Genomic DNA, 24,237 nt, shown 5'->3' with positions numbered 1-24,237 from the left:
TATGGAATTTTGGATCATCCTCAATAAGGTTGCTTTAATTACCTTTATAGCTGTTAATTGCATACGAGCCGATTCAGAGAACATTTCATGGGTTGTTTTTGCCTCCCTTATTTATTTTTGCATCAATATTACTTTATATATTTTTAAACGTGACATTATCAAAAAGTCGCTGATTTGCCTGTCGATTATTTTAACGATTTGTTCCTACCATTTTGTCTATGCATTCTTTATTATCTTATTACCTTTGTCAGTTATTGAATTGGTTGCTCGTTTTACCAATAGTAAAATCATTTTATTAGCGCTAACATTTATTCCATTATTATACATACAGATTGATACGCAAACAATTTATGGATTAGTTGCTATATCAAGCTTCATCATCTACATCATCGCTACTAGACATTTCTTTCTAATGAACAAAAACGAATCCCAAATGGATCAGATGAGAAAAAATATTCAAAAGCTGACCAAGCATTTGAATGAAAATAAAGAATACATACGACAATCGGAATACACCGTTAAATTAGAAGAAAGAAATCGAATTTCTCAAGAAATACATGATAAAATCGGCCATTCGATGACAGGAGCATTAATCCAAATGGAAGCAGCCAAACGGTTAATAGAACTTGATAAAGAAAAGGCTGCGGAATTGCTTCAAAATGCAATTAATATTTCAAAAGAAGGCATTGAAAATATCCGAATGACGTTAAAAAATATGAAGCCCCCTACCGAACAAGTTGGAATCCATCGAATGAGACTTTTTATAGATGAATTTTCAACAAAACATGACTTAAACACTACCCTCACTCACAATGGGAATTTGGATACGATTTCCCCTATCCAATGGAAAGTTATTCATGAGAATGTGACGGAGGCTTTAACAAATACGATGAAATATTCGGACGCCTCTCAAGTATCCGTGGATATTAAAGTTCTCAACAAATTAATAAGGGTTGAAGTGAAGGATAACGGTAAAGGGGCAGATAAAATAAAAAAAGGTCTTGGCATTATTGGGATGGAAGAACGAACAGCCTCCATCAATGGGAAAATTATCGTTGACAGCACCCACGGTTTCTCCGTTACGACTTTGCTGCCTATCCAATAATGAAAATCTCATATAAAAAATATGAATATCTTCATGTGAAAAGAATGAACGATTCCACTTATATCGCTTCATTCTTTTTTTTATACTAACAATATACAAAACATTAGGGGTGAGAAGATGAACGTGTTAGAAATAAAAAACTTAACGAGAAAATTCAGCGATTTTATCGCTGTGGATAATATGTCCCTCTCCATTGCAGAAGGTGAAATATTTGGATTTCTCGGTGCGAACGGGGCCGGAAAAAGCACAACCATTAATATGATTGCAGGTCTACTTCGGAGTAATGATGGAACAATTAGTATTCTCGGAAAAAACATCGTGAAAAACAGTCGATATGCAAAAATGAATATCGGCATGGTTCCTCAAGATTTAGCGATTTATGAAGATTTAACCGCATATGAGAATGTGAAATTCTTTGCTGGCCTATACGGCTTGCGTGGGGAGGAATTAAAGGACCGAGTGGAGGAAGCACTTGAATTTGTCGGCTTACAAGATAAGCATAAAAGCTATCCGAAAAATTTTTCCGGCGGTATGAAACGCCGTTTAAATATTGCTTGTGCCATCGCCCATCGTCCCAAATTGATCATTATGGATGAACCAACAGTTGGGATTGACCCTCACTCCCGTAATTATATTTTGACCTCGGTTCGGAAGTTAAATGAAATGGGCTGTACCATCATTTACACAAGTCACTATATGGAAGAAGTAGAGGAAATTTGCTCACGCATCGCCATCATTGACCATGGAAAAATTATTGCTGAAGGAACGAAAGAACAATTGAAATCAATTATTACGAATACGAAAGATATTTGGATTGAAGTGAAATCGACCGAAAATATATCGCTTGATCGAATTAAAGAAATTAATGGTGTCGAGGCTGTTCAACTCGATGAAAATCTTATTAAAATCAATTCCGATACGGGTGTGAATAACTTAAACAAAATTATCGAGCATTTTATCACCAATCATATCGAAATTCGCTCCTTACAAGAAAAAGCACCAAATTTAGAAACGGTATTTTTAACATTAACAGGTAGAAATTTAAGGGACTAAAGAGGAGGTCATTTCGTTGAATATCATCAATATTGCATGGAAGGAAATTAGAAGTGATTTCCGCGATATTCGTACGTTAGTATTTTTGCTCGCTTTCCCGATTGTGCTTATGCTTATACTCGGTACTGCATTGTCGAATACATTTTCAACAAGTATCCAAATAGACGATATGAATGTTTTATATAAAGATCAAGCAAACGGAGAATTATCTCAGTATTTCACTCGTTTTGTTGATGAAGCAAAACAATCGGGGATTCATTTTAAAAAAGCGTCGGAAAATGAATCCGGAAAAAAGGCTGTAAAACAAAACAAATATGATGGTTACCTTGAGGTAAATCAAAAGGGTATCCAGCTGTATCTTAATGAACGAAATAGTATAGAAGGCAGTATTTTGCAAGGTATGCTTACTTCTTTTGTCGATAAATATAATGTTGCCCAGGAGGTTGTAAAAATTGCTCCTGATCAAATGGGAACAGTTTTTTCAACAGAGAAGCACCATGACTACATTAAAAATGCTTCTCTTTTACCGAAAAAAGCACCAGGCTCAATGGATTATTACGCGATTGTCATGACAACAATGATTGCTTTATATGGGGCAATGTCTGCAAGTTCCCTTATTTCGGGTGAAAGGGCGCGAAAAACAGGCGATCGATTAATTGTTTCACCCGTTCGAAAAAGTGAAATTTTCATTGGGAAGGTTGCAGGAAGTATCGTCTTAAATATAGTTTGTATTCTCATAGTCGTGCTTTTTAGCAAAATTCTCTTTAATGCGAATTGGGGCGATCATTATGGCATCCTATTTCTAGTTTTATTAACTGAAGTAATCTTTGCTGTCAGTCTTGGACTCGGACTTAGTTATGTGACAAAGTCAACCGCGTCAACAAGAGTGATCCTTATGTTAGTAATCCAATTAGCATCATTTTTCGGAGGCGCTTATTTTAAAATTGAAAACCCAGAAGGATTTTTCAAATTTATTACGGAACTTTCCCCGCTTACATGGATTAATCGAGCGGTAACGAAAATTATTTATGCAAATGATCTATCGGCTGCGATTCCAGCCATCAGCTTAAATATCGGAATCGCCATTTTATTCCTACTCATATCAGTAATTTCAATGCGAAGACGGGAGGGATTATAATGAAGGATATTATTTGGTTAGTTCAAAACACATTAAGCATGACATTTAAACAAAAGAAAAATATTATTATGTATCTATTAATGCCACTTATCGGAATCTTCATTTCTTTAATTGCTTATGGCAGTGATCAAAAGATGAGCCTTCATGTTGGTGTAGTAAATCATGACAAGAGTCAAATCACAGCCGATACAATAAAATTTCTGGAAGACCTAGACAATGTGAAAATTACAAAGATTGAAGAATCCAATGTACAGGAAAAGATAACATCAGGGTCACTCGATACCGTAATTACTTTTGACCAGGGCTATTCGGAAAGTGTGTTACATGGTGAGCCAAATCATATTCAGCTGACATCTATTAAAGGTGCAGAAATTACTGGGTTTATAAAATCCTATTTATATCAATATATCGATAATATTTCTACTTTCGGTAAGGTCGCTAACGGAAACCAACAAACCTTTGATTCTATGTACAAAAACTTTCAAAAAACAAATTACAAACTAATAACAAAATCATTAGCTGACACATCAAAAAATAATGAGATGACCCATCAAACCATCGGATTTTTAATCATGATTATGCTTTTGTCAGCTGGAAATATGTCGGAGATCATTCTTTCTGAAAAAGAAAATCGTACGTATTTTCGATTGCTTTCAACACCGATCAATGCGAGAACATATATACTTTCCAATATGATTGTAAATATGATTGTAATGATTGTTCAGGTCCTTATCACGTTAACCGTCATGACGACAATATTTCACATCGATCTAAATATTCCTTTTTGGGAAGCATTGGCTGTCATGTTCCTCTTTGCTTTAATTGCTATTGGAATTTCGTTACTGACGACTTCCTTTGCTAACAATCGAAGTGCTGCAGGTGCATTACAAAATTTAATCGTCATGCCAACTGTTATGTTATCGGGCTGTTTTTGGCCGGTTGAGGTAATGCCCTCTTCCATTCAAAAGGTGGCTAATTTCCTGCCGCAGCGATGGACATTGGATACATTAACGAAATTACAAAACGGTAATACCCTTGGCAGTTTGTACCTAAACATTATGATTTTACTTGCTTTCGCTGCCGCCTTTTTCTTAATCGCCATTTATAAGTTTAGTCGCAATCAAGATACAAGAAATTTTGTTTAATTCAATTATGAACCCCTGTTCCGGATGATTAGGAACAGGGGTTATTGTCTAGCTACAGCAAAACATCACAGTTAAAAATGCAAATATCTCTATGCCTTTTTTTCTCGAATCCACCGTAAATTGTACAGGTTCATTTGCTGCTAGAGTGAGTTTGATAAATAGGCGGAGAAATTTCTCTTAAATAGGAAATAGCATTAAATATAAGTCAAATAGACGGAAAGATTCCGGCTATTTACTTAAAAAACGTAAAAATGGGTAGTTTTTCTTTACTTAATCGGAAAATCTCCGCTTAACCCTCCCAAACTGAGCGCTATCCTGCAGGTTAACCGGAAAATCTCCGTTTAGTTTAAATATCCTGGTTACTCAATAAAGGATAAGAATTTTTATGTTTCAAAAATCTAAGTAAACTTCATTTAGATGCTTTGAACCTCTGTAATCGTAATATAATCCACGTACTAAATTACCCGAACAAGGCATCCCGTGCTTTTCCCATTTGCTCAATTAAAAAAGGCAATAATCCGTGCGGCCGGTTCAAGTAATACTTGTCCAAGGAGTGTCCCGACTAACTTGGATCCTATTAGTAAAATAACTAAGGCTTTTACATCGCCATAAGGTCGCTTTCCTCTCAATGCTTGATCAGTAATAATGGCTGATTTAGGATCGACAAGCAATGTTAATAAGATCGATGCAACCCCATTAATCATCCCTGATGAGGCCGAAGTAGCTAGACGATACTTTTCATCAACAAAGGTAGATGCATAAAAAGCAGATAGCACCCCGATTGTATAAACTGCTGTAATAATTGTATTTAAGATTAGTAGTCTTTTCGGAATTTCTTTATAACGTAACTTTTCCCACATTGACTTACGCGGTTTTGTCGTACTTTTTACCATTCGTTTAATATTGTTAATATGGAGGGCCTCTACAACAATTGAAGGAACTGATCCTTTAATATCAAGTTTATCGACCGCTTTTGAAAAAATCTTTAAAAATGTTGGGATCAGGACAATGCCCAATAGTGTTCCGGTCGTTGCCGCAAAAATAACGAGATGTAAATCCCATTTAGGGTTTAGTCCCTTTTCAATACTCAAACCAATGATTAATCCAAGCAATGGTGCTTGAAACATATTTGCCGTTCTGGAAATAAGAACAAATATATTAAATAACGATAGAGATAATGCATATTTTCCGCTTTTTACGGAGTTTAGTCTGACAGAATATGCGAGTGTATCAATTAAATGAATGATGATAGTTAATCCAATCAATTCGATTAAACGAAGATCCATGGTGGTCCCCCTATGTATATAGTCACCGTTAACATTCCTATTACTAATTCTATCATCAAACATTCTTTGTTTATTAATTATTTTCCTTCTTTTTGTTGGCTATTTTGTAAAGAATTAATGTTAGGACACTGGACTGGACCGTTCCTTTCCGCTACAGGAACCTGCTTTCCGCGGGGAGGAAGTCGAGCCTCCTCGGCGCTTGCGCCTGTGGGGTCTCGACCTTTCCTCTATATCCCGCTGGAGTCAGGTTCCTTTCGCTCTAATTCACTCAGCGTTTTCAACATTGTTCAGAGCAAACTCCCTTTAGAAAACAGTCTTTCTTATAATTAATTTAAACACATAAAAACCTATTCACTAATGAATAGGTCAATGTTTGCTTATTGTTTCTTCGGCTGCATCTACGGTATGTTTTAGTAGCATCGAGATGGTTACAGGGCCGACGCCTCCGGGAACGGGGGTAATTGCGCTTGCCTTTTCACTGCATGCGTCATAATCAACATCACCGATATTTCCTTTGTTATACCCTGCATCGAGAACAACGGCGCCTTTTTTTATCCAATCGCCTTGAATAAAATTCGGTTTCCCGACTGCGGCTACGACAATATCTCCTAATTGAACAACCTCCGATAAATTTGTCGTTCTGGAATGACAGGTCGTTACTGTAGCATTTTCATTTAGAAGCAAAGCAGATACTGGTTTCCCTAGAATTGGGCTTCTTCCAATAACGACGGCATGTTTTCCTTCAATCGGAATTTGATAGTAATTGAGAATACTCATAATTGCTGCTGGTGTGCAAGAAGGATATTTTCCAAAACCAAGTGCAGTTTGACCGTATCCATAGCTTGTTACACCGTCAACATCTTTTTCAATTGAAATCGTTTCGAATGCTTTTCGCTCATCAATATGGGATGGGACGGGATGCTGCAGCAAAATACCATGTACTGAATTATCTTCATTTAACTTCTGAATGGTTTCAAGTAATTGATTTGTTTCTGTTTCTTTCGGGAGATGGATGCGCAATGATTTTATGCCTATTTTTTCGCATTCATTTCCTTTCATTTTTACATAGGTTGCTGAAGATGGGTCATCACCGACTAAAATCGTTGCTAAGCAAGGCGTAACTCCCTTCTCCTTTAGCACTTGTACCCGTTCCACTAATTGATTTTTAATACTCTGAGCAACTTTTCTTCCATCTAAAATAAGGTTTTCCATTGAAGATCCTCCTTTAAAAATGGCTTTTCCATTAATCTATTATATGGAAAAGAACTATAAAAAATAAAAAGAGATAAAGATGGTCATATTCCCCTCCTTATCTCTGCCCAGACGACCCGACTCTATAAAAGCACGGCTCCCTTGTGGTTAACTCCACAAATGTCGTCAGTTACCATGCTGTATATTTATTATATGTTAATAGTAGCATATTGATTTTTTATCGTAAATGTATATCTGGTGAAATATCGAGAACAAAAGTTTACATTTACGATTGATTCAAAATGAATAAATAGGATACATAATCTGTTTGAACTCCTGTATACCCTAGCTGTCTTAAGATTGCGGTAATGTTTCCACGATGATAGGTTCCATGGTTGACGACATGTTGGATTAACTCGGCATAGGTTGCATTTAGGGTTCCGTACTTTGGATGGTGAATAGAGAAACGACGATTCATATCTTCTTGATCATTGATGAATGCTTTATACTTCTCAGCTAAATTTACAAATGCCTCTTCCATTTCTTCGATCGTATTATTAGCGTTCTCTTCCTTCAGTTGGGGAATGGATGCGACAATGTCTTCGAATGGGTCCCCTGAAATGGTTCGTAACCAAACATAATCGACTTGATACAGATGATAGAGCACCTCTTTTACCGATGAAAAAACACTGTTTACTTCTTTCGAGTAAGTTTCCGGTATGTCTTTTAGGTGGTTAAAAATTGTTTTGTTCGCCCAGAGATGATATTGATAAAGCTGCAGTGAATGATCCAATGAAAATCCTCCTTCAACCGTTTTCTCTATACTAATTCATGAAAAGGCTATCGTTTTCCTTTATTAATTTTCAATAACTTAAGCTTTCGGTTTTATTTTCACTTTTATTTTTAAGCGTGATAATTAATGATAAGCCGGACAGTGTGACTAATATCCCCGATATGTTTAACACCAATGAAATTGAGAGATGATTAATAATCGATGAACCGACCATTGTTCCTATCGGGACAATGATTGTAGATAATGTGGACAAAAGGCTACTAACGCGTCCAATTTTATTTTCGGGTACCAACGTTTGGTATAATGTGCCGATACCAACACTTGCGAAGCTGATCCCTAAACCCAAAATGGCCGCGAAGAAAAGCATTGCTAAATAGCTGTTTGTAAATATTCCTGCGATTAATAAGGCAAGACCTTCGATAGACAAACCTATTATGACCATTTTTATTTTGTCTTTCATGACATTTAGTAAAATGAGTATACTCCCGATTAAGGCACCGACAGAAATTGCAGCATCAACTATACCCATTCCGCTAGATCCGACTTTTAACACTTGGTTACAAAGAATCGTGATAAATACATTCAATGGTGCAAGAAAAAAATTAATGATAACGCCACCAACAATGATTAAATGAAGAAGATTTTTATACCGAATCACATAACTTAATCCTTCTTTAAATTGTAGGAAAAAATGTTTTTTAACATGGCCAATATCTATTTTAGGAACATGAATGAAAAGTTCACTAATAGCGGAAATAATATAAGATATCCCATTTATTAAAAATAGAAGCCACATATTGGTCAATGCAAGTAAGATACCAGCCAGTGCCGGACCAAGAATATTTGACAATTGATTAGTCACCTGCATAAACGAATTTGCCTTAGTTAAATGGGGCTTTCCAACAATTAATGGGATGGTTGCCCCGATTGTCGGACTAAAAAAGGCAGATACGACTGATGAGATAATCATAAGTACATATAATAGTGCGAGAGGAAACCCATCAAAAAACATAAGAGCAGCGATCACAATCATAATACAACCATTCAACAAATCAGATCCGACGAGAAGTTGTTTTTTTATGTTCCTATCCGCTAGTACGCCAACAAAAGGCATAATCAATACGGAAGGAACAGTAAAGCAAAGAACACTTAGTCCTAATGCGATAGACGATCCTGTTTTCTCGATGATATACCACATGATGGCAATATTATAAAAACGGTTTCCTAATAAGGATACAGCATTTCCTATCCACAATAGGACGAAGCTTTTATTTTTTAATAGATTCATTTTCATTCATTCTCCCCTATTCTCAATCGCTTACATAGAATGTATCATTCGATATTAATCGAATATGGAAATAAAAAGATAGAATCCACAAAATGGATCCCTCTCAGTCAAGCAATGACTTTGTTAATGTTTCCATCAATACTTGCAGTTTTTCTTTATGAAGCTGATAATAAACTTTATTTTCAATTCTTGTTGAATAAACAATTCCAATCGAGCTAAGTGTAGATAGATGATGTGAAACCGTAGAATTCGATAGATTAAGTGTGTTGGCTAACTCATATCCATATCTGGGTGATTTATTTAATAGTTGAATAATCTTTATTCGTTTTTCATCTGCAACAACTTTTATCGCATCTAATACATCGTCTTGGCTCATTTTATTTTTTTTCATTTCGTTCATTCCAAAATGATAAATAAATGAATCATCACTATCAGACGTTAAGGATGCGGTATCATAAAAAAAAGAAGGTGAGAGAATCAGTTTAATTTCTTTATTTTCCAGCACATGTGAAGGGATGACCGGAAAAATATTACCGACTTGCACTCTCGTTAAATCTTGTTGTTTATCATATAAATCAGCAATGCTTTCTTGTTGTTTTTTTAAGAAGTATGGAATATCATCTTTAAAGTAAAATTCATAGTATTGTTTAATTAAATTAACAAAACGTTGTTTTGTGTTTTCTATATCAACATATAAATAAGTTAATTTCCACTTTTCACTTTCAGGTAAGTTTGTTTGTTTTATAAAATGACTCACTTCTTGAATATCTAGTATGTTTGATACCTCATCAGGCGTAAAACCTGTTTGTAGAAAGCGCATGAAAAGTTGATATGGTTCCTCAGATTCTAACTGGTGAATAAAGTTAGGGACTGATTCATAACAATTGTTTTCATATGCATAACGGATCATACTCATTCCAATAAATGTTTCCTTACTAAAGAAGACGTCTAAATCGTTCTTTAACTTCTGTGGAATCGTACGTCTTCTCTCTTCCACCCATTTTTGCACCTCATTCGCTGCCCCTACCGAAGATTGAATATCACCTTGAACAACAAACATCGATGACAACTGTTCAAACACAGGAGAACTAATAAAGATAATATTTTCTCCACCCTGCCCCATCAACACCACACTCCCATCCACACTTTATTTAAACATAATATACAACACAGATTCGATGAATGTCAACAAACATATTCGACTTAAATAAAAATAGGTGTCAGGTACCCTTTTTACATATGTTGTAATTATTTGTGTCATATTATTTGATAATGGATGTTTATTTATGATGTTGATTGAGTGGGGGAAAAGATGGATTCGATTTCTAGTACTATTATTCGGACTTTTATTGGTTTTTTTGTTTTATTTATTTTGATCCGTCTGCTTGGAAAAAAGCAAATTAGCCAAATGTCTTTTTTTTCGTACATAACTGGTCTTGCCCTTGGAAATATAGTTGGAGAAATGGTGATCCATAAAGATATTAAAATTATTGATGGGATTACCGGGATTGCCTTGTGGGTCTTCCTAACCGCATCGATAGAGTTTATCGTCTTTAAATCGTCTAAAGCAAGAGTCCTTTTAGACGGAGAGCCTACCATACTTATCAAGCATGGAAAAATTATTGAGAAAGCTCTCTCTTCCAATAAATTAAATATGGATGATATAACGATGCTTCTACGTATTAAAAACGTGTTTGCTGTTTCTGAAGTAGAGTATGCCATTTTAGAACCTAACGGACAACTTAGCGTTCTCAAAAAAGAGGAATACGAACCCGTTACGAAAAAAGATTCCAACATACTAGTAAAAAGAAGACCCTATATGCCGACGGAACTGATTGTCGACGGTAAAATTGTAAGCAGAAATTTAACAGAACTAAATATTAATGAAAACTGGTTAACAAACGAATTACATCTAAAAGGATTCCAACAAGTTGAAGATATTTTTTATGCAGAATTGCAAACAGACGGAACAATTTACGTGGATGCAAAAATTAAGTTATAATCATTTTGATAGAGGTAAATGAACGCTAAAAGAGAATAGTATTAATATAAAATGTTGAGGAGGAGTTTTTATGTTTCAAACTATAGATGGATTTTTACAAATGTGGAAGTATGAAGCCATGCAAACTCAGAAAGTATTAGACCAACTAACTGATGAATCATTGCAACAAGAAACTGCACCAGGTCATTGGACATTAGGTCGTACTGCATGGCATGTGACAACTGCTATTAAAGTGATTGGCTCACAATCCGGTCTCACATTCGATGGGCCTGATAAAGATTTTCCTGTACCTGATTCTGCACAATATATTGCCGAGCAGTATAAAAAAATAACTGAAGCCTATCAAGAAGCGGTTAAAACGCAGTGGACTGATGAAAAATTGCAAGAGGTTCATAATATTTTCGGAATGGACATGTCAAACGGCAATTTATTATTGTTTATCATTCATCATCAAATTCACCATCGCGGTCAAATGACAGTCTTGATGCGTCAAGCCGGAGTGACTGTACCAGGAATTTACGGACCATCTAAAGAAGAATGGGCGAAAATGGGAATGGAAGCGCCGAAAATGTAAAGACAATTAAATGCGATCCTTGATGTCAAGCCATCTAAAGGATCGCATTTTTATTATTCATTTAAATGAATTGCACAATTAAATAATTCACATTCCCATTCATTTTCGCTTCGGAAAATTTTGGTTAACGACGTGTTTTTCAACGACTGTTCTTGATTTAATTTGGGGACAAGATCAGATAATAGACATTGAATAAACCCACCATGAGTAACAATTAATATATTTTTTGAGTGATGTTCAGTGATAATCTCCTCTATTAATGGGCGCCCTCTTTTTATCACACTATCCACCTTTTCGATTCCTAAGTCCAGTTCTCTCCAACTAGAACCCCATTTTGAAATTCTCTCCGATTCAGTAGTTCCTTCAATTTGACCACCACTCACTTCACGAAGCCTTTCGTCGAAATGAATAGGAAGATGCTGCATTTTTTCTCCAATAATTTCGGCTGTCCGCCTTGCCCTCAATAAATCACTAGAATAAATCACATCCCATTTTTCTTGACTCATTCTTTCTGCTAGTTTCCTCGCCTGCAATTGCCCTTCTTCATCCAGCGGTATGTTGGAGTTTCCTTGTGCTCTTTTTTCTTTATTCCAAGCCGTACTTCCATGGCGAATAAAGCCGATCCGTGTCATATTCTCCTCATCTCCCTATAAAAATGTCTATATTCTATTTAACACACTTTTCATATATTGATCTAAACGTTCGACCATCATTTGGTCTGTGAGACTAGTCATTCCAAATGCAATCCATCCCGGAAAAACCTCTGGAGGACCAAATAGGATATCAATCAGAGACAACAAATCCCAATATGGATGATAACTGAATGAATATCCAGCTAGTTTTTCATAGGCTGATAGAAACGCATCAGCAGTGGAAACGCCATATAGCATTGCTAAATTTAATCGGCAATGTCCGATATCAATCCCTGCAGGACCACTGCAAGCATTCACCCAATCGACAACGCCACTGACTTTATCATCTTCCCATAATATGTTCGTTGGATGGTAATCTCTATGGATAAAACATGGCCTCACTTGTGGACGCGGTACTCTCACAAAGTCGAATACAGCCCCCCATAATTCTGGATAACTCGACCAATCTGGAATTTCTAGCTTCGCTAAGTCTTTGTATGTAAAATATGTCCACGGAAAGTCATCCGCCTGAACCGAATGGATTTGAACGAGGGATTCAGCCATTTCAGCCAACCATCTCTCCATTTGTTGGGGTTTTAATTGAACCGTTCCTTCCAGTTTTGTCATAAGAACGGCAGGCATCCCACCACATTCATCCCCTGTTTCATCAAACGCGATGATTTCCGGTGTTGGGATAGACGTTTTCATTGCCTTACGCAAGCTCTCTGCTTCATGTCTAGCTAAGTCTGGTTCTTCCTTCAGCCATTCTTCGTTATCAAATTGACGCAATACGACATCTCCTGTTGTAAATGAAAGGTGGTGAACAATAGAGGAGGTTCCACCGTACAGCCTTTTAATTGAGCGGATCTCAGTAGTTGAACCGACAGACTTTCGCACCCAATCCAGCACTTGATCAGATAATACAGATTTCATTCTGTTCCTCCAAATATTTAAAGGTCTTGTGATAGGCGAACCATATCAATTGTGTGTATTCCATTTTCATAGATTTCCTCGTTATAGTGCCGGATGAAAAAATCTCGATCAATACCTATCATGCGAAATCCGCATTTTTGATAAAGAGCGAGCTGTGAAATACTTGAATTCCCTGTCCCAACTTCGATTGTTTTAAAACCTTGTATTTTTGCCTGTTCAATGGCATGACAGACTAATTGTTTTCCAACTCCATTTCCTTGCTGTTCTTCTTCAACGGCAATATTCACTAATTCAACAGTTTCGGGTCTTGTTGGAAGCAACACATATTCGCCAATAATTTTGCCATTTCGTTCAGCAATAAAGCATTGACCTCTCTTTACATATTCCTCTATTAGTTTTTTAGAGGGATCAGCTAATAATAATAGCTCCATTGGTGGATCTTCATTCAAATATAAGTTCCTTATCTCCATTCTATTCACCTACCTCATTTTTTAACGCGTACAGAACATGCTCCGATAAAGGATGGGTTTCTTCCATGTTTGGATGCGCAAAATTCCCCACTTTTTGCAAGCCAATTTTTTGCATCACACTTTCAGAAGGAGAATTTATTTTTGCTGTAAAACTATAAATATTTTCGAAATTATAGTGGTCCTCAGCATACTTCAAGCACCCCCTAGCCCCTTCTGTCGCAAATCCATAACCCCATGCCTCTTTTTTTAAGCGCCAACCGATTTCTATACATGGCGTGAAATCTGCCTCAAATGTCGCTCGATGAAAGCCGATAAATCCGATAAACTCCCCCGTATCTTTTCGTTCAACTGCAAATAAGCCAAAACCGTATGTTTCAAATTCTTTTAAAATGGCTTCGTAAAAAGCATCGGTTTCCTCATAGGTACGTATTTTCGGAAAGAACCTCATAACTTCTGGATCTTCATTCATCCTTCTAAACTCCGGCAAATCCTCTCGGTCAAAATCCCTCATCAGCAGTCTTTCCGTTTCAAAATAGATCAACTAGATCACCTCCCTTTTTTTCTTCTTCAAAACATGCTTATTCTCCTTTTATTTTAGTCTCTTTTCTAAAAGACTGATGCGAATATTAAAAGCGCAGAGTGGATTGGAGCGGAAGGCACTTGACTCCTGCGGGATTAGCTGGACAGATGAGACCCCGCAAGAGCGAAGCGATGAGGAGGCTCATCGCCAGCCCCGCGGAAAGCAAGTGCCTGTAGCGGAAAGGAACGGTTCATTGTAAAACAAACAAATTATATGAAAACAGCATATTTTTAAGATGATCCCTTTATTCGAATATTTAGCTGACACAAAGAGCAAATTATACAGGGAAGAATGTTAGAAATTGTAAAGGAGATGAAAGTATGACAGAGAAGCAAACAAATATTGAAAGTGAAGATACACTAACGAATCGTCAAGGTCATCCCGTTACAAATAACCAAAGTATCCGCACTGTAGGGAATCGCGGGCCTGCCACATTGGAAAATTATGATTTTATTGAAAAGATTAGTCATTTTGATCGTGAGCGGATTCCTGAGCGGGTAGTTCACGGACGCGGGGCCGGTGCCCATGGTTATTTTGAAGCTTATGGGACAGCAGGAGATGAGCCCGCATCTAACTATACACGTGCAAAGTTGTTTCAAGAAAAAGGGAAAAGAACCCCTGTTTTTGTACGTTTTTCAACCGTAATTCACGGTGGGCATTCACCCGAAACATTAAGAGACCCGCGTGGGTTTGCCGTGAAATTTTACACAGAAGATGGAAACTGGGATTTAGTCGGTAATAACTTAAAAATTTTCTTTATCCGTGATGCCATAAAATTCCCTGATATGATTCATGCTTTTAAACCAGACCCGGTTACGAATCTTCAAGATAATGAACGGTTTTTCGACTTTTGTGCGAATTCACCGGAAACCTTTCATATGGTCACTATCGTTCAATCACCATGGGGGATCCCGGCAAATTATCGAATGATGCAAGGATCTGGCGTGAATACATATAAATGGGTCAATCAGGATGGACAAGCCGTTTTAGTAAAATATCACTGGGAACCAAAGCAGGGCATTAAAAACCTCACCCAAAAGGAAGCGGAGGAAATTCAAGCAACTAATTTCAATCATGCGACACAGGATCTTTTTGATGCGATTGAACGAGGGGAATATCCTGAATGGGAGTTGCTCGTACAAATAATGAGTGATGATGACCATCCCGAATTAGATTTTGATCCACTCGATGATACAAAGCTTTGGCCGGAAGATCAATTTCCGTGGCTTCGCGTCGGAAAAATGGTTCTGAATAAAAATCCCGAGGATTATTTTACCGAAGTGGAACAAGCCGCATTTGGAACTGGGGTTCTCGTAGATGGTCTGGATTTTTCTGATGACAAAATGCTGCAAGGACGCACATTCTCCTATTCTGATACACAAAGATATCGCGTTGGAGCAAATTATTTGCAGCTGCCGATTAACGCCCCGAAGAAACGCGTAGCAACAAATCAAAGCGGCGGTCAAATGCAATATAAAGTCGATCGTGCACCTGGACAAAATCCACATATCAATTATGAGCCATCTATCTTAGGTGGATTAAAAGAAGCAGAGCAAACGGGGAAAGAATATACTCCACATATCGAAGGGAAGCTCGTCCGGGAATCGATTGATCGTCAAAGTAATACAAAGCAGGCTGGAGAAACTTATCGTCAATTCGAACAATGGGAAAAAGATGAGTTAATTTCCAATCTTGTATCCGGGCTCGCTCCATGTGATAAAAGGATTCAAGAGAAGATGATTGCCCTAGCCGAGGAAGCGGACGAAGAATATGGCCGCCGTTTAAAAGAAGGATTGGCCAATGCTCCTGCAGAAGGTTCCAGTCAAAAACCGCTTGGAAATAAAGATGGTGATCAAGCTCCTGAAAAGGCTATTGAAAAAGGACATGAGGCTGAACCTTATTAGTAAACTTATCATGTGAAGGACAGAGGACCCTTCATTTGTATTAAATGAATCTGATTTATGGATTAAGAGGACACTACGCACCTTATTTAAGAAAAAGCACAAGGTAACCATTATTTTTTATCAAAATTACGGAACCATGTCCGCAAATATTTGAAATTACCCACTTTTTCACAAATAAAAGAACTGGTGTCCTCGGAACCCACATCTGTAGTATTGGAATAAATTTAAATAAAATTAACTTAATAGTCCTTGATAAAAGAGCAAATAGAAAAAGCGTGTTTTGAAAAAAAATTAATCAAAACACGCTTTTTCTATATTCAATTTAATCATCCTTTTAAAAAAGTTTGATAACTTTAGTGATCCTTGCATAATTAAAGCGTCCGTTGACTGAAGGCATGATTTCAAGATAATTTTATTATATTAGAGAGTGAAGACAACGATTTCGGTTTTTCCCAACTTTAAACCAGCTATTAATACTTCAAAAGCTTCTTAACGGATCATTGACATACCGAGAAAGACATGGTATCACTGGAGAAATCAACGGCACATTCAAGGGCAAAATGGCCATATATATTACGAGTCATTGCAACTCCTCAAATTGAGGCTCACTCACTTCAACTGTCGTCACCCCCTACCGCGGAATCTTTTGATTGCTTCCTCCGTCACCGGTTCGAAGAGATTAACGAGGTTGCCATCGGGATCACGGAACAGAATAGTACGGTTCCCCCACGGCATCGTGGTCGGTTCCTTGACCCACTCGTCGACAAACGGCTTCAAGCGCTCGTATTCTGCATCGACATCGTTAACACGGAACTCAATGATGACAGTATGATTATCTGCAGCCACCGCGGAACCAGCACCAAACAGTGGCACTGTCTTGGAGTGGCCAATCGCCAGAGTGCACGATGGCACAACAAGTTCGGCAAAAGCAGCCGCGGGGCGTTCCGCCGACACACTCATGACTTTTTCGTAAAAATTGACAAGACGATCCACGTCGTCGGTAATGATGCGTACAGAAGCAAAATTCACGAGACACCATCCTTTCTATAATTTATAATACAATACCGTATTAAATCATCCCTCCGACAGATGCATGACATACTTCGCATTTATCTCTCACTCCTTTCTGCTTACTTACTCCGATTATAAAAAAACGCTACTGACAACAGTATGTCAGTAGCGTTTTAATATTTTTCTTGGAATCTGCAATTTTTTTGTATAATGAAAGCTGATCTTTCGCTCGTTTAATATCGCCCGACGGATCTTTTCTAGGTACTCTTTTTCTTTTGATGGCGTGACGTGTTTATCGGAAATGAGCAAACGCATAGCTTTGAGTACATGAGATGATTCATTGCGAACATTCTCCGGTAGAATGTCCTCAATTTTACCGCGAGCGGATTGAGCCCTGACACGATAATCATCATCAAATCGTTGTTCGATAAAATCCGTTCCGATCAGCAAACATACGGCTTCTAGTACCGTGAAACTAATCGGCGGCAGAAAATAGCCTTCCATCAAGGAATATCCTGTCTCAGGGGCGCCTATGATCGGTACGTACAACCTCTTTACGTTGCAACTCTAACACAATAGCTAACAATCGGTCTGTTTTGTTCATCGTTTGCCCACCTTGAAACCCATTCTTCATTCAACCGTTAAGCTTTTTGCTAAATTACGAGGTCGATCGACATCATAGCCTCTTACCGTACCAGCATAATAGGCTAATAACTGCAGTGGGATGGCGGCAATGATCGGCATTAGGAATGGATGGACTTCTGGAATATACATGACTTCATCTACAATTTCACTTATATCATCGTCTCCAATTGTTGTGACACCAACAACGAACGCATCTCTCGCCTTAATTTCTTTAATATTGTTAATCGTTTTATCCCTTAAATGATTTTGCGTAGAAAGGGCAATGACGGGAACTCCCGGAGTGATTAACGCCATCGTTCCGTGTTTCATTTCACCTGCTGCATAGGCATCTGCGTGTAAATAGGCAACTTCTTGCAGCTTAAGTGCACCTTCCAATGCAAGCACATAATCGAGACCCCTCCCAATAAGGAACAGGCTGTCTTGATCTTCTGTCACTTGTGCGAACTGATCAATTGCGTCTTGAGTCATAATTAACGTTTTCTCGACTTCTTCAGAAAGATTGTGCAATTCTTTTATCATTTCCGGAATCCGTTCTACTCCTGGACCATTGGTTTTTTCTGTTAACACGATTGCGAGCAGCAGTAAAACGGTAATTTGTGTCGTATAGGCTTTAGTCGCCGGAACAGATAATTCTGGTCCAGCATTCGTACAAATCATACAATCTGCTTTCCGTGCAAGATTACTGCGTGATCTATTTGTAATTGCTATTGTTGAGCTGCCATGTGATTTAGCTTCTTTTAATGCGGACAATGTGTCAGCTGTTTCTCCCGATTGACTGATGAAGATGACGAGATTTTTCTCATTAAGCGGTCCGTGCTCATAGCGAAATTCGGAAGAAATTGATACTTCGATAGGAAGATTGATCATCGATTGCATGACTTTTTTTCCGACCATTCCAGCGTGGTAGGCAGTACCAGTAGCGACGATATCAATTTTTTGATATTGATTAATGTTTTGTTCTGCTAAAAATATCTCAAGTTCCGGAATAAGAACACGATCATCGATTAATCTGCCTTCTAATGTTTTCTTAATCTCTTTCGGTTGTTCGATAATCTCTTTTAACATATAATGCTCATGCTCTTGCCGGCTAAAATCAGCCTGATCCCATTCGATGATTTTTTTCTCTGGTTGAATGGACATTCCTTCAACCGTTTCGACTTTTATCCCTTTGGAAGAAAGCACCGCAATTTCACCATTTTTGATTGGGTATATTTCTTTCGTATAAGAAAGAAGGGCAGAAATATCAGATGATAAAAATGCCTCACCTTGACCAAAACCGATAATTAAAGGGTTCTCTTGGGAGATTGCGATAATTGTATCAGGATTGTCTTTTGACATGATTGCTAGAGCAAATGAACCTTTTAGATGTGGCACAACTATTCTAACTGTTTCCGCAAAATTTCCTGTATCAAAATGTGCAAGAAGATGTGGAATCACTTCTGTATCGGTCTCTGTCATAAAATGGTGACCATTTTCAATTAACATATTTTTAAGCTGTCGATAATTTTCGATGATACCATTATGAACAACAAAAAATTGTTCATTCGCATCACTTAATGGATGTGCATTCAATACTGTAGGGGCACCATGTGAGGCCCATCTTGTATGACCGATTCCAAGTTTCCCATTAGTCATCGGTTCAATCTCTAGTAATGCTTCCAAATCCTCAATGCGGCCTTTTTCCTTACGTATCTCTATAGATTCCATATTCGATATGGCAATTCCAGCTGAATCGTACCCACGGTAATCCAAGTGGGTAAGACAATCTAATATGATAGTATGAGCCGAAGATTTTCCTATATAGCCAACAATTCCACTCACGACCTCATCACCTCGATTTGATTAAACTTATGTGGATTTACGTTACAAGTATTATATACGAAAAAGTTCTAGGACTGGTACAGATAACCATTAATTATTGTTTAAGTGCAACCTTATTCTGCATAGTATAGAGGCACCAGCTGTCCATCTAATAAAAAACCCTCATTCCGAATTGGAAGAGGGTAATCTTGTTACAGTTTAAATTTTTTCAAAAGCAATTGCAGATCTTCTGCTAGTTTCGATAATGCCTTCGATGAAGAGGTGATCTCTTGCATTGATGCAACGGTTTCTTCAGTTGTTGATGCAATTTCATCTGCAGCTGAAGAGTTTTCCTTAGCAATCGCTGCTAGTTCATTCGCTACAGATGTAACCTCTTCAACTCCCGCAGTAATTTGTTGGGAAATCGCTGCAACATCCTCCATTTGTGGCGCAATTTCTTTCATTCCATGTAAAATTTGATTAAACTTTTCAATCGTTTCATTTGAAATGGAAAGTCCTAACTCCACTTTCTGAGTTGCGTCTTGCATTGTCTGTACAGAACTGTCGGTTTCCTTTTGTATTTCCATAATAATTGTTGATATTTGCTGTGCTGATTGTCTTGATTGTTCCGCAAGCTTTCTTATTTCGTCGGCTACTACTGCAAAGCCTTTTCCAGACTCTCCAGCTCTTGCTGCTTCGATCGCTGCATTTAATGCAAGCAAATTCGTTTGATCGGCAATTCCCGTAATCATTTCAATGATCGTACTGATTTCCTTCGAACGATCAGATAATACAGTAATTTTTACATTAGATTGTTCAACCGATTGATAGATCTCTTTCATCTGCTCGACTGTACGATTAACAAATGCTCCCCCTTCATCTGCCAATTGGGTTGTACTTCTTGTTAATTCTGTAACATGCGTCGTATTATCTGCGACCTTTCCAATGCCTAGGGCAATTTCATCCATGGCAGTTGCGTTATTTTCGATCCCAACCGTTTGATTTTCTGCACCTTTCGATATTTGTTCAATCGCTGCAGCAACATGTTCTGTTGCACTTGTCGTCTCTTCTGCACTTGCATTCAATTGTTCTGAAGATGCGGAAAGCTGAATAGCACTTTCATCGATTTGCTGTATTAACTCCCTCAAATTAGTTGTCATTGAATTAAATGATTGAGCTAAGTCATTGATTTCATCGGATGTTTGTACATCTATTTTTAGGGAAAGATCTCCTTCACTCACTTGATTAGCTGCATTTTTTAATTTATGCAAAGGTTTTATTATAGAACGGATAATAAGGAAAATTACCAATCCACCAATAATGAAGGCAATTAAGGTGATGATACCGGTGTTCAGCATTATCGGTTTTGCCGCATCAGAGGTTTCAGACAAATACATTGTTCCTGCTATTTTCCACCCCGTTAGCTTATTTGTATTAAACACCATATTTTTTGAAGCACCATCTAAATGATAAGTAAACTGCCCGGCGTCTTTTGTATAAAGATTATTATAAAAAGATTGAGTTGCTGCTTTTCCTCCCTTTTCATGTGGATGGGCGATAAATTTCTTGCTCTTGTCCAAAATCATTGCATATCCTTTTGCACCAATATTAATTTTCTTAGCTAGACTATTAATATTTTCCAAAGAAATATCGATTCCAATTACTCCGGAATGATCATTCATTGATTTAGCAATTGTAATAACCATATCACCTGATGTTGCAGATACGTACGGCTCAGTAATGATTGTCTTACCCGGCTGTTTCATCGCTTCTTGATACCATGGTCTTTCACTAGGAATATATCCTTTTGGAACAATGCTTTCCGGAGATTTAATCATTAATCCTGTTTTCGTACCAACATAAGCTAATTGCACATTTTTATGAAGCTTTATATATTGATTTAGTTTCGTACGGATTTTTGGACTTTCTAGCCCTTTATAATCTTTAGAAGTTATTTCTTCTGCAAAAAAATCCGCATCCGATAAATAAGGGGAAATTGTATCATCAATAATATCATCTAAAATATCTACATTTACACTAGCTGCTCTCATCATTTCCTTTTCAAGGCTATTTTGTGAGCTAAAATATGACGTTGCGCCGATAATTGCGGTTGGTAAAATTAACATAATAGCAAATGACAGAGATAATTTTTTTCGTATCGTCATCTTAAAAATTTTACTTAATTTGTTTTTCATGGTGTTAGTCTCCTTGATATCTGTTGTAAGAAAGAAAATTTTTATGTATCCACCGACTCCCAGCATTTTATTTAAAATATTCTCCTTAATATTTATCGACAGTTTTTTTTTAATATTTATAGATAGATTTTCGTTAAAACTTTCCAATTGCTTTACGATCGTCTCAATGACATAAAGACATGCTAGGACTTCATACAATGAAAGTATGGAAAGGGGTCGGTCATCATGTTTATTTATACCGTTCAACAAGGTGATTCTTTATACCGAATTGGTTCGAAATATTCGGTTCCTGTTGAGCAAATTCGACTTGCGAATGGCTTAAATCAGGTAAATATCGTACCCGGGCAGGCATTGGTCATTCCTTCGTATACATACATTGTCCAGCCTGGAGATAGTTTTTACACAATTTCCCAAATGGCTTATGTATCTGTTGACATGCTTAAAAGAGCGAACCCTTCAATTCCCCCCTCCCGATTACAAGTTGGAATGAAAGTGAGAATCCCTAATATTTCAAATTACAACGTAACAAGCTTAGGGTATTATTCTGTACGGACCCCGCAAGCCGATCAGCGTTTAATCACTGACTTCTCACCCTATATTACGTATATCGCACTTTTTGAATATCATTTTTCTCCTGATGGCGGATTAAGCTCCCTTAACGATTCAACGGCAATTAAAACTGCATGGTCACATCGGGTCAAACCAATAATGACAATAACCAACTTAACTGAATCTGGATTTAGTTCACAATTAACGAGTCAAATGCTGAATAATTCCACAGCTAGACAGACGCTTATTAACCGTATACTAAAGGAAGTATCAACGAAAGGATATGACGGAGTTAATATTGATTTTGAAATGACACTTGAGAAGGATAGAGACCTTTTTACTGGATTTTTGCGAGAACTTCGTGATCGGTTGAAACCCGCGGGTCATTTATTAACGATTGCTGTCCCACCGAAAACAAATGACAATATACCATGGCTGAAAGGCTACGATTATGGCGGAATAGGCGCCGTCGTCGACTTGATGTTTATTATGGCATACGACTGGCATCATGGTGCCAGTGAACCTGGACCAGTTGCTCCTATTAATGAAGTAAGACAGACGATTCAATTTGCGATTGATCGAGTCCCGCGAAAGAAAATCTTATTAGGTCTGCCTCTATATGGTTATGATTGGACATTGCCATATAATCCAGCAACCATTGCTCCAGGAATTTCTAATCAAAATGCTGTACAACTTGCCATGAAGTACCAAGCAGAGATCCACTATTCAAAGGAATATGAATCTCCCTATTTCTATTATGTTGACGATGAAGGAAAGCGTCATGTAGTTGGATTTGAGGATGCGAGAAGTATAAGCAAAAAAATGCAGCTCATTCGCGAATTCCAAATTGGCGGAGTCGGAGCCTGGCAGTTATCACTCGGCTTTCCTGAAGGCCCATGGCTATTGACAAAGTTTTTCCATATCAGAAAATCTTGAATCCTATTGGAGGGACAAAATCATTTGTTCCCTCGCTTTATTTTCGAAAAATTTTGTTAAAAAGTGATTGATAGGTTTTCCTTTTATTATTTAAGGGTATTAAGCAATAACACTAATTTGAGAGGAGATTCAATGATGGACAACCTAGCTACTAAAACAAGTGAAGACAATGAATTTATTCATTCCAAATTAATGATTCAAGTTTTTGATGAACAAGGAAGCTACCCTTTTCAATCCTTAGATTTTTCTAATAAAATTGTTTTTGAAATGTTTGATTATACATTGCGAACACCTTTAGAGAAGGCAGATGCGTTTACTCAATTATTGAAGATTCCCTTTGATTGTCATCTTTGGATTCTGCCCATCACTGAAGAAACGTTAGAGTATCAACAAGAAATTCCTGAATTGAAATCTGCCGCTTTATTCGATATGCTGTCATCCATTAAAGATACGATACAAAGGGACCGAACGTTTATCATAACAACCTTTCAACAAATTAAATCTATCGCCAAATTTTGTAAGAGCCTTGGGTTTACATTAAAAAATTTAGAACAGATGGAATTAGAAAATATCCGAGTTTCTTATTAAATACATATTTAAAAAGAACTGTGGAAGGATGAAATTGATGTACATTCTTCCACAGTTCTTTTTTTCTACTTATCTATTCATTTTTATATTTTTTTTCACTTGATGAGGTATCTTTGCTTTTGTGTTTATTTTTTTCATCTTGCATTTTCTCATTTAAATCTTCCATTGGAATTGGGTCCACATTTCGCTCGCTTTCATATTTATCAAATAGGCTTTCCTTTTCAGTTTTATATTGTTCCGGATGATCGTAAGTTTTTGAATTTGATTTTTTATCCACGATAATCACTCCTCTTTTGTTTTTTTCCATTTACCCTTTTCGACGCTTATTACACATTAACGGTGTACAATTTGTTCTTCCTCTATTACATTTAAATTAAATTTTTAAATTTTTTGTAACCTTTTTTCGTTCCATTCGACTA

The 24,237-nt window shown here is 37.2% G+C and carries 22 protein-coding genes, 1 pseudogene and 1 riboswitch; of the genes and pseudogenes, 9 read left to right on the top strand and 14 right to left on the bottom strand.

Annotated elements, in window-relative coordinates; all coding sequences use genetic code 11:
- The first annotated feature begins 1 nt into the window (after position 1).
- From I5776_RS04595 to I5776_RS04580, 4 genes are all read left to right on the top strand, one after another.
- Positions 2-1,105 (top strand): sensor histidine kinase, encoded by a 1,104-nt coding sequence (locus I5776_RS04595; protein ID WP_202779188.1) that lies wholly within the window; start codon positions 2-4, stop codon positions 1,103-1,105.
- A gap of 117 nt (positions 1,106-1,222) precedes the next feature.
- Positions 1,223-2,158, top strand: a complete 936-nt coding sequence (locus tag I5776_RS04590; RefSeq protein ID WP_202779187.1) for an ABC transporter ATP-binding protein — start codon at positions 1,223-1,225, stop codon at positions 2,156-2,158.
- A 16-nt stretch (positions 2,159-2,174) separates the two neighbouring features.
- Positions 2,175-3,296: an ABC transporter permease gene (locus tag I5776_RS04585; RefSeq protein WP_202779186.1), complete on the top strand. Its 1,122-nt coding sequence runs from the start codon at positions 2,175-2,177 to the stop codon at positions 3,294-3,296.
- A complete protein-coding gene (locus tag I5776_RS04580) occupies positions 3,296-4,441 on the top strand; it encodes an ABC transporter permease (RefSeq protein ID WP_202779185.1) in 1,146 nt (381 codons plus the stop codon). The genes I5776_RS04585 and I5776_RS04580 overlap by 1 nt, the downstream gene beginning before the upstream one ends.
- A gap of 497 nt (positions 4,442-4,938) precedes the next feature.
- Here I5776_RS04580 and I5776_RS04575 read toward each other — a convergent pair whose 3' ends face one another.
- The 5 genes from I5776_RS04575 to I5776_RS04555 form a co-directional block, all read right to left on the bottom strand.
- Positions 4,939-5,727, bottom strand: a complete 789-nt coding sequence (locus I5776_RS04575) for a lipid II flippase Amj family protein (protein ID WP_202779184.1) — start codon at positions 5,725-5,727, stop codon at positions 4,939-4,941.
- Positions 5,728-6,093: 366 nt separating this feature from the next.
- Positions 6,094-6,939, bottom strand: coding sequence for a bifunctional 5,10-methylenetetrahydrofolate dehydrogenase/5,10-methenyltetrahydrofolate cyclohydrolase (locus I5776_RS04570; RefSeq protein ID WP_202779183.1), 846 nt, complete (start codon positions 6,937-6,939; stop codon positions 6,094-6,096).
- Between the two features lie 98 nt (positions 6,940-7,037).
- A riboswitch (ZMP/ZTP riboswitch) is annotated at positions 7,038-7,122 on the bottom strand.
- Between the two features lie 82 nt (positions 7,123-7,204).
- The gene (locus I5776_RS04565; RefSeq protein ID WP_202779182.1) at positions 7,205-7,711 is read right to left on the bottom strand and encodes a DinB family protein; all 507 of its coding nucleotides are present in this window, start codon (positions 7,709-7,711) and stop codon (positions 7,205-7,207) included.
- Between the two features lie 70 nt (positions 7,712-7,781).
- On the bottom strand, positions 7,782-9,005 hold the full coding sequence (locus tag I5776_RS04560) for an MFS transporter (RefSeq protein ID WP_202779181.1): 1,224 nt from the start codon (positions 9,003-9,005) through the stop codon (positions 7,782-7,784).
- Positions 9,006-9,102: 97 nt separating this feature from the next.
- Positions 9,103-10,122: an ArsR/SmtB family transcription factor gene (locus I5776_RS04555; RefSeq protein ID WP_202779180.1), complete on the bottom strand. Its 1,020-nt coding sequence runs from the start codon at positions 10,120-10,122 to the stop codon at positions 9,103-9,105.
- A 189-nt stretch (positions 10,123-10,311) separates the two neighbouring features.
- Here I5776_RS04555 and I5776_RS04550 point away from each other — a divergent pair, with 189 nt between their 5' ends.
- Entirely contained in the window at positions 10,312-11,001 is a 690-nt protein-coding gene (locus I5776_RS04550) for a DUF421 domain-containing protein (protein WP_202779179.1), read from the top strand.
- Positions 11,002-11,071: 70 nt separating this feature from the next.
- A complete protein-coding gene (locus tag I5776_RS04545) occupies positions 11,072-11,575 on the top strand; it encodes a DinB family protein (protein ID WP_202779178.1) in 504 nt (167 codons plus the stop codon).
- A 53-nt stretch (positions 11,576-11,628) separates the two neighbouring features.
- Here I5776_RS04545 and I5776_RS04540 read toward each other — a convergent pair whose 3' ends face one another.
- From I5776_RS04540 to I5776_RS04525, 4 genes are read right to left on the bottom strand one after another with little or no spacing between them, the layout of a single operon-like run.
- Positions 11,629-12,207: a histidine phosphatase family protein gene (locus I5776_RS04540; RefSeq protein WP_202779177.1), complete on the bottom strand. Its 579-nt coding sequence runs from the start codon at positions 12,205-12,207 to the stop codon at positions 11,629-11,631.
- A gap of 27 nt (positions 12,208-12,234) precedes the next feature.
- Positions 12,235-13,140, bottom strand: coding sequence for a phosphotransferase family protein (locus I5776_RS04535; RefSeq protein WP_202779176.1), 906 nt, complete (start codon positions 13,138-13,140; stop codon positions 12,235-12,237).
- Between the two features lie 17 nt (positions 13,141-13,157).
- Positions 13,158-13,610 (bottom strand): GNAT family N-acetyltransferase, encoded by a 453-nt coding sequence (locus I5776_RS04530; RefSeq protein ID WP_202779175.1) that lies wholly within the window; start codon positions 13,608-13,610, stop codon positions 13,158-13,160.
- 1 nt (position 13,611) lies between these two features.
- Positions 13,612-14,151, bottom strand: coding sequence for a GNAT family N-acetyltransferase (locus I5776_RS04525; RefSeq protein ID WP_202779174.1), 540 nt, complete (start codon positions 14,149-14,151; stop codon positions 13,612-13,614).
- Between the two features lie 359 nt (positions 14,152-14,510).
- On the opposite strand from I5776_RS04525, the gene I5776_RS04520 reads away from it, so the two are divergent.
- Positions 14,511-16,094, top strand: a complete 1,584-nt coding sequence (locus I5776_RS04520) for a catalase (protein WP_202779173.1) — start codon at positions 14,511-14,513, stop codon at positions 16,092-16,094.
- A 624-nt stretch (positions 16,095-16,718) separates the two neighbouring features.
- Here I5776_RS04520 and I5776_RS04515 read toward each other — a convergent pair.
- From I5776_RS04515 to I5776_RS04500, 4 genes and pseudogenes are all read right to left on the bottom strand, one after another.
- Positions 16,719-17,123: a VOC family protein gene (locus tag I5776_RS04515; protein WP_202779172.1), complete on the bottom strand. Its 405-nt coding sequence runs from the start codon at positions 17,121-17,123 to the stop codon at positions 16,719-16,721.
- 177 nt (positions 17,124-17,300) lie between these two features.
- Positions 17,301-17,709 (bottom strand): annotated as a pseudogene (locus I5776_RS04510) (helix-turn-helix transcriptional regulator); the annotation flags it as partial.
- Between the two features lie 26 nt (positions 17,710-17,735).
- Positions 17,736-19,571: a glutamine--fructose-6-phosphate transaminase (isomerizing) gene (gene glmS, locus I5776_RS04505; protein WP_202779170.1), complete on the bottom strand. Its 1,836-nt coding sequence runs from the start codon at positions 19,569-19,571 to the stop codon at positions 17,736-17,738.
- Between the two features lie 191 nt (positions 19,572-19,762).
- Complete coding sequence (locus I5776_RS04500; protein ID WP_202779169.1) at positions 19,763-21,745, bottom strand: methyl-accepting chemotaxis protein; 1,983 nt, start codon at positions 21,743-21,745, stop codon at positions 19,763-19,765.
- A 225-nt stretch (positions 21,746-21,970) separates the two neighbouring features.
- Between I5776_RS04500 and I5776_RS04495 the strand changes: the two genes are divergently transcribed.
- Together I5776_RS04495 and I5776_RS04490 are read left to right on the top strand one after the other, a co-directional pair.
- Positions 21,971-23,230, top strand: a complete 1,260-nt coding sequence (locus tag I5776_RS04495; RefSeq protein ID WP_202779168.1) for a glycosyl hydrolase family 18 protein — start codon at positions 21,971-21,973, stop codon at positions 23,228-23,230.
- 135 nt (positions 23,231-23,365) lie between these two features.
- Positions 23,366-23,818, top strand: a complete 453-nt coding sequence (locus I5776_RS04490) for a hypothetical protein (protein ID WP_202779167.1) — start codon at positions 23,366-23,368, stop codon at positions 23,816-23,818.
- A 73-nt stretch (positions 23,819-23,891) separates the two neighbouring features.
- Here I5776_RS04490 and I5776_RS04485 read toward each other — a convergent pair whose 3' ends face one another.
- Positions 23,892-24,095 carry a hypothetical protein gene (locus tag I5776_RS04485; RefSeq protein WP_343066434.1) on the bottom strand — a complete coding sequence of 68 codons (204 nt, stop codon included), beginning with the start codon at positions 24,093-24,095 and terminating at the stop codon, positions 23,892-23,894.
- Between the last annotated feature and the right edge of the window lie 142 nt (positions 24,096-24,237).

The organism is Heyndrickxia vini, assembly GCF_016772275.1.
In the GTDB taxonomy this organism is placed as follows: domain Bacteria; phylum Bacillota; class Bacilli; order Bacillales; family Bacillaceae_C; genus Heyndrickxia; species Heyndrickxia vini.
Note: the sequence above shows the minus strand (reverse complement) of the source record. Positions and strands in the feature narration are given on the sequence as shown.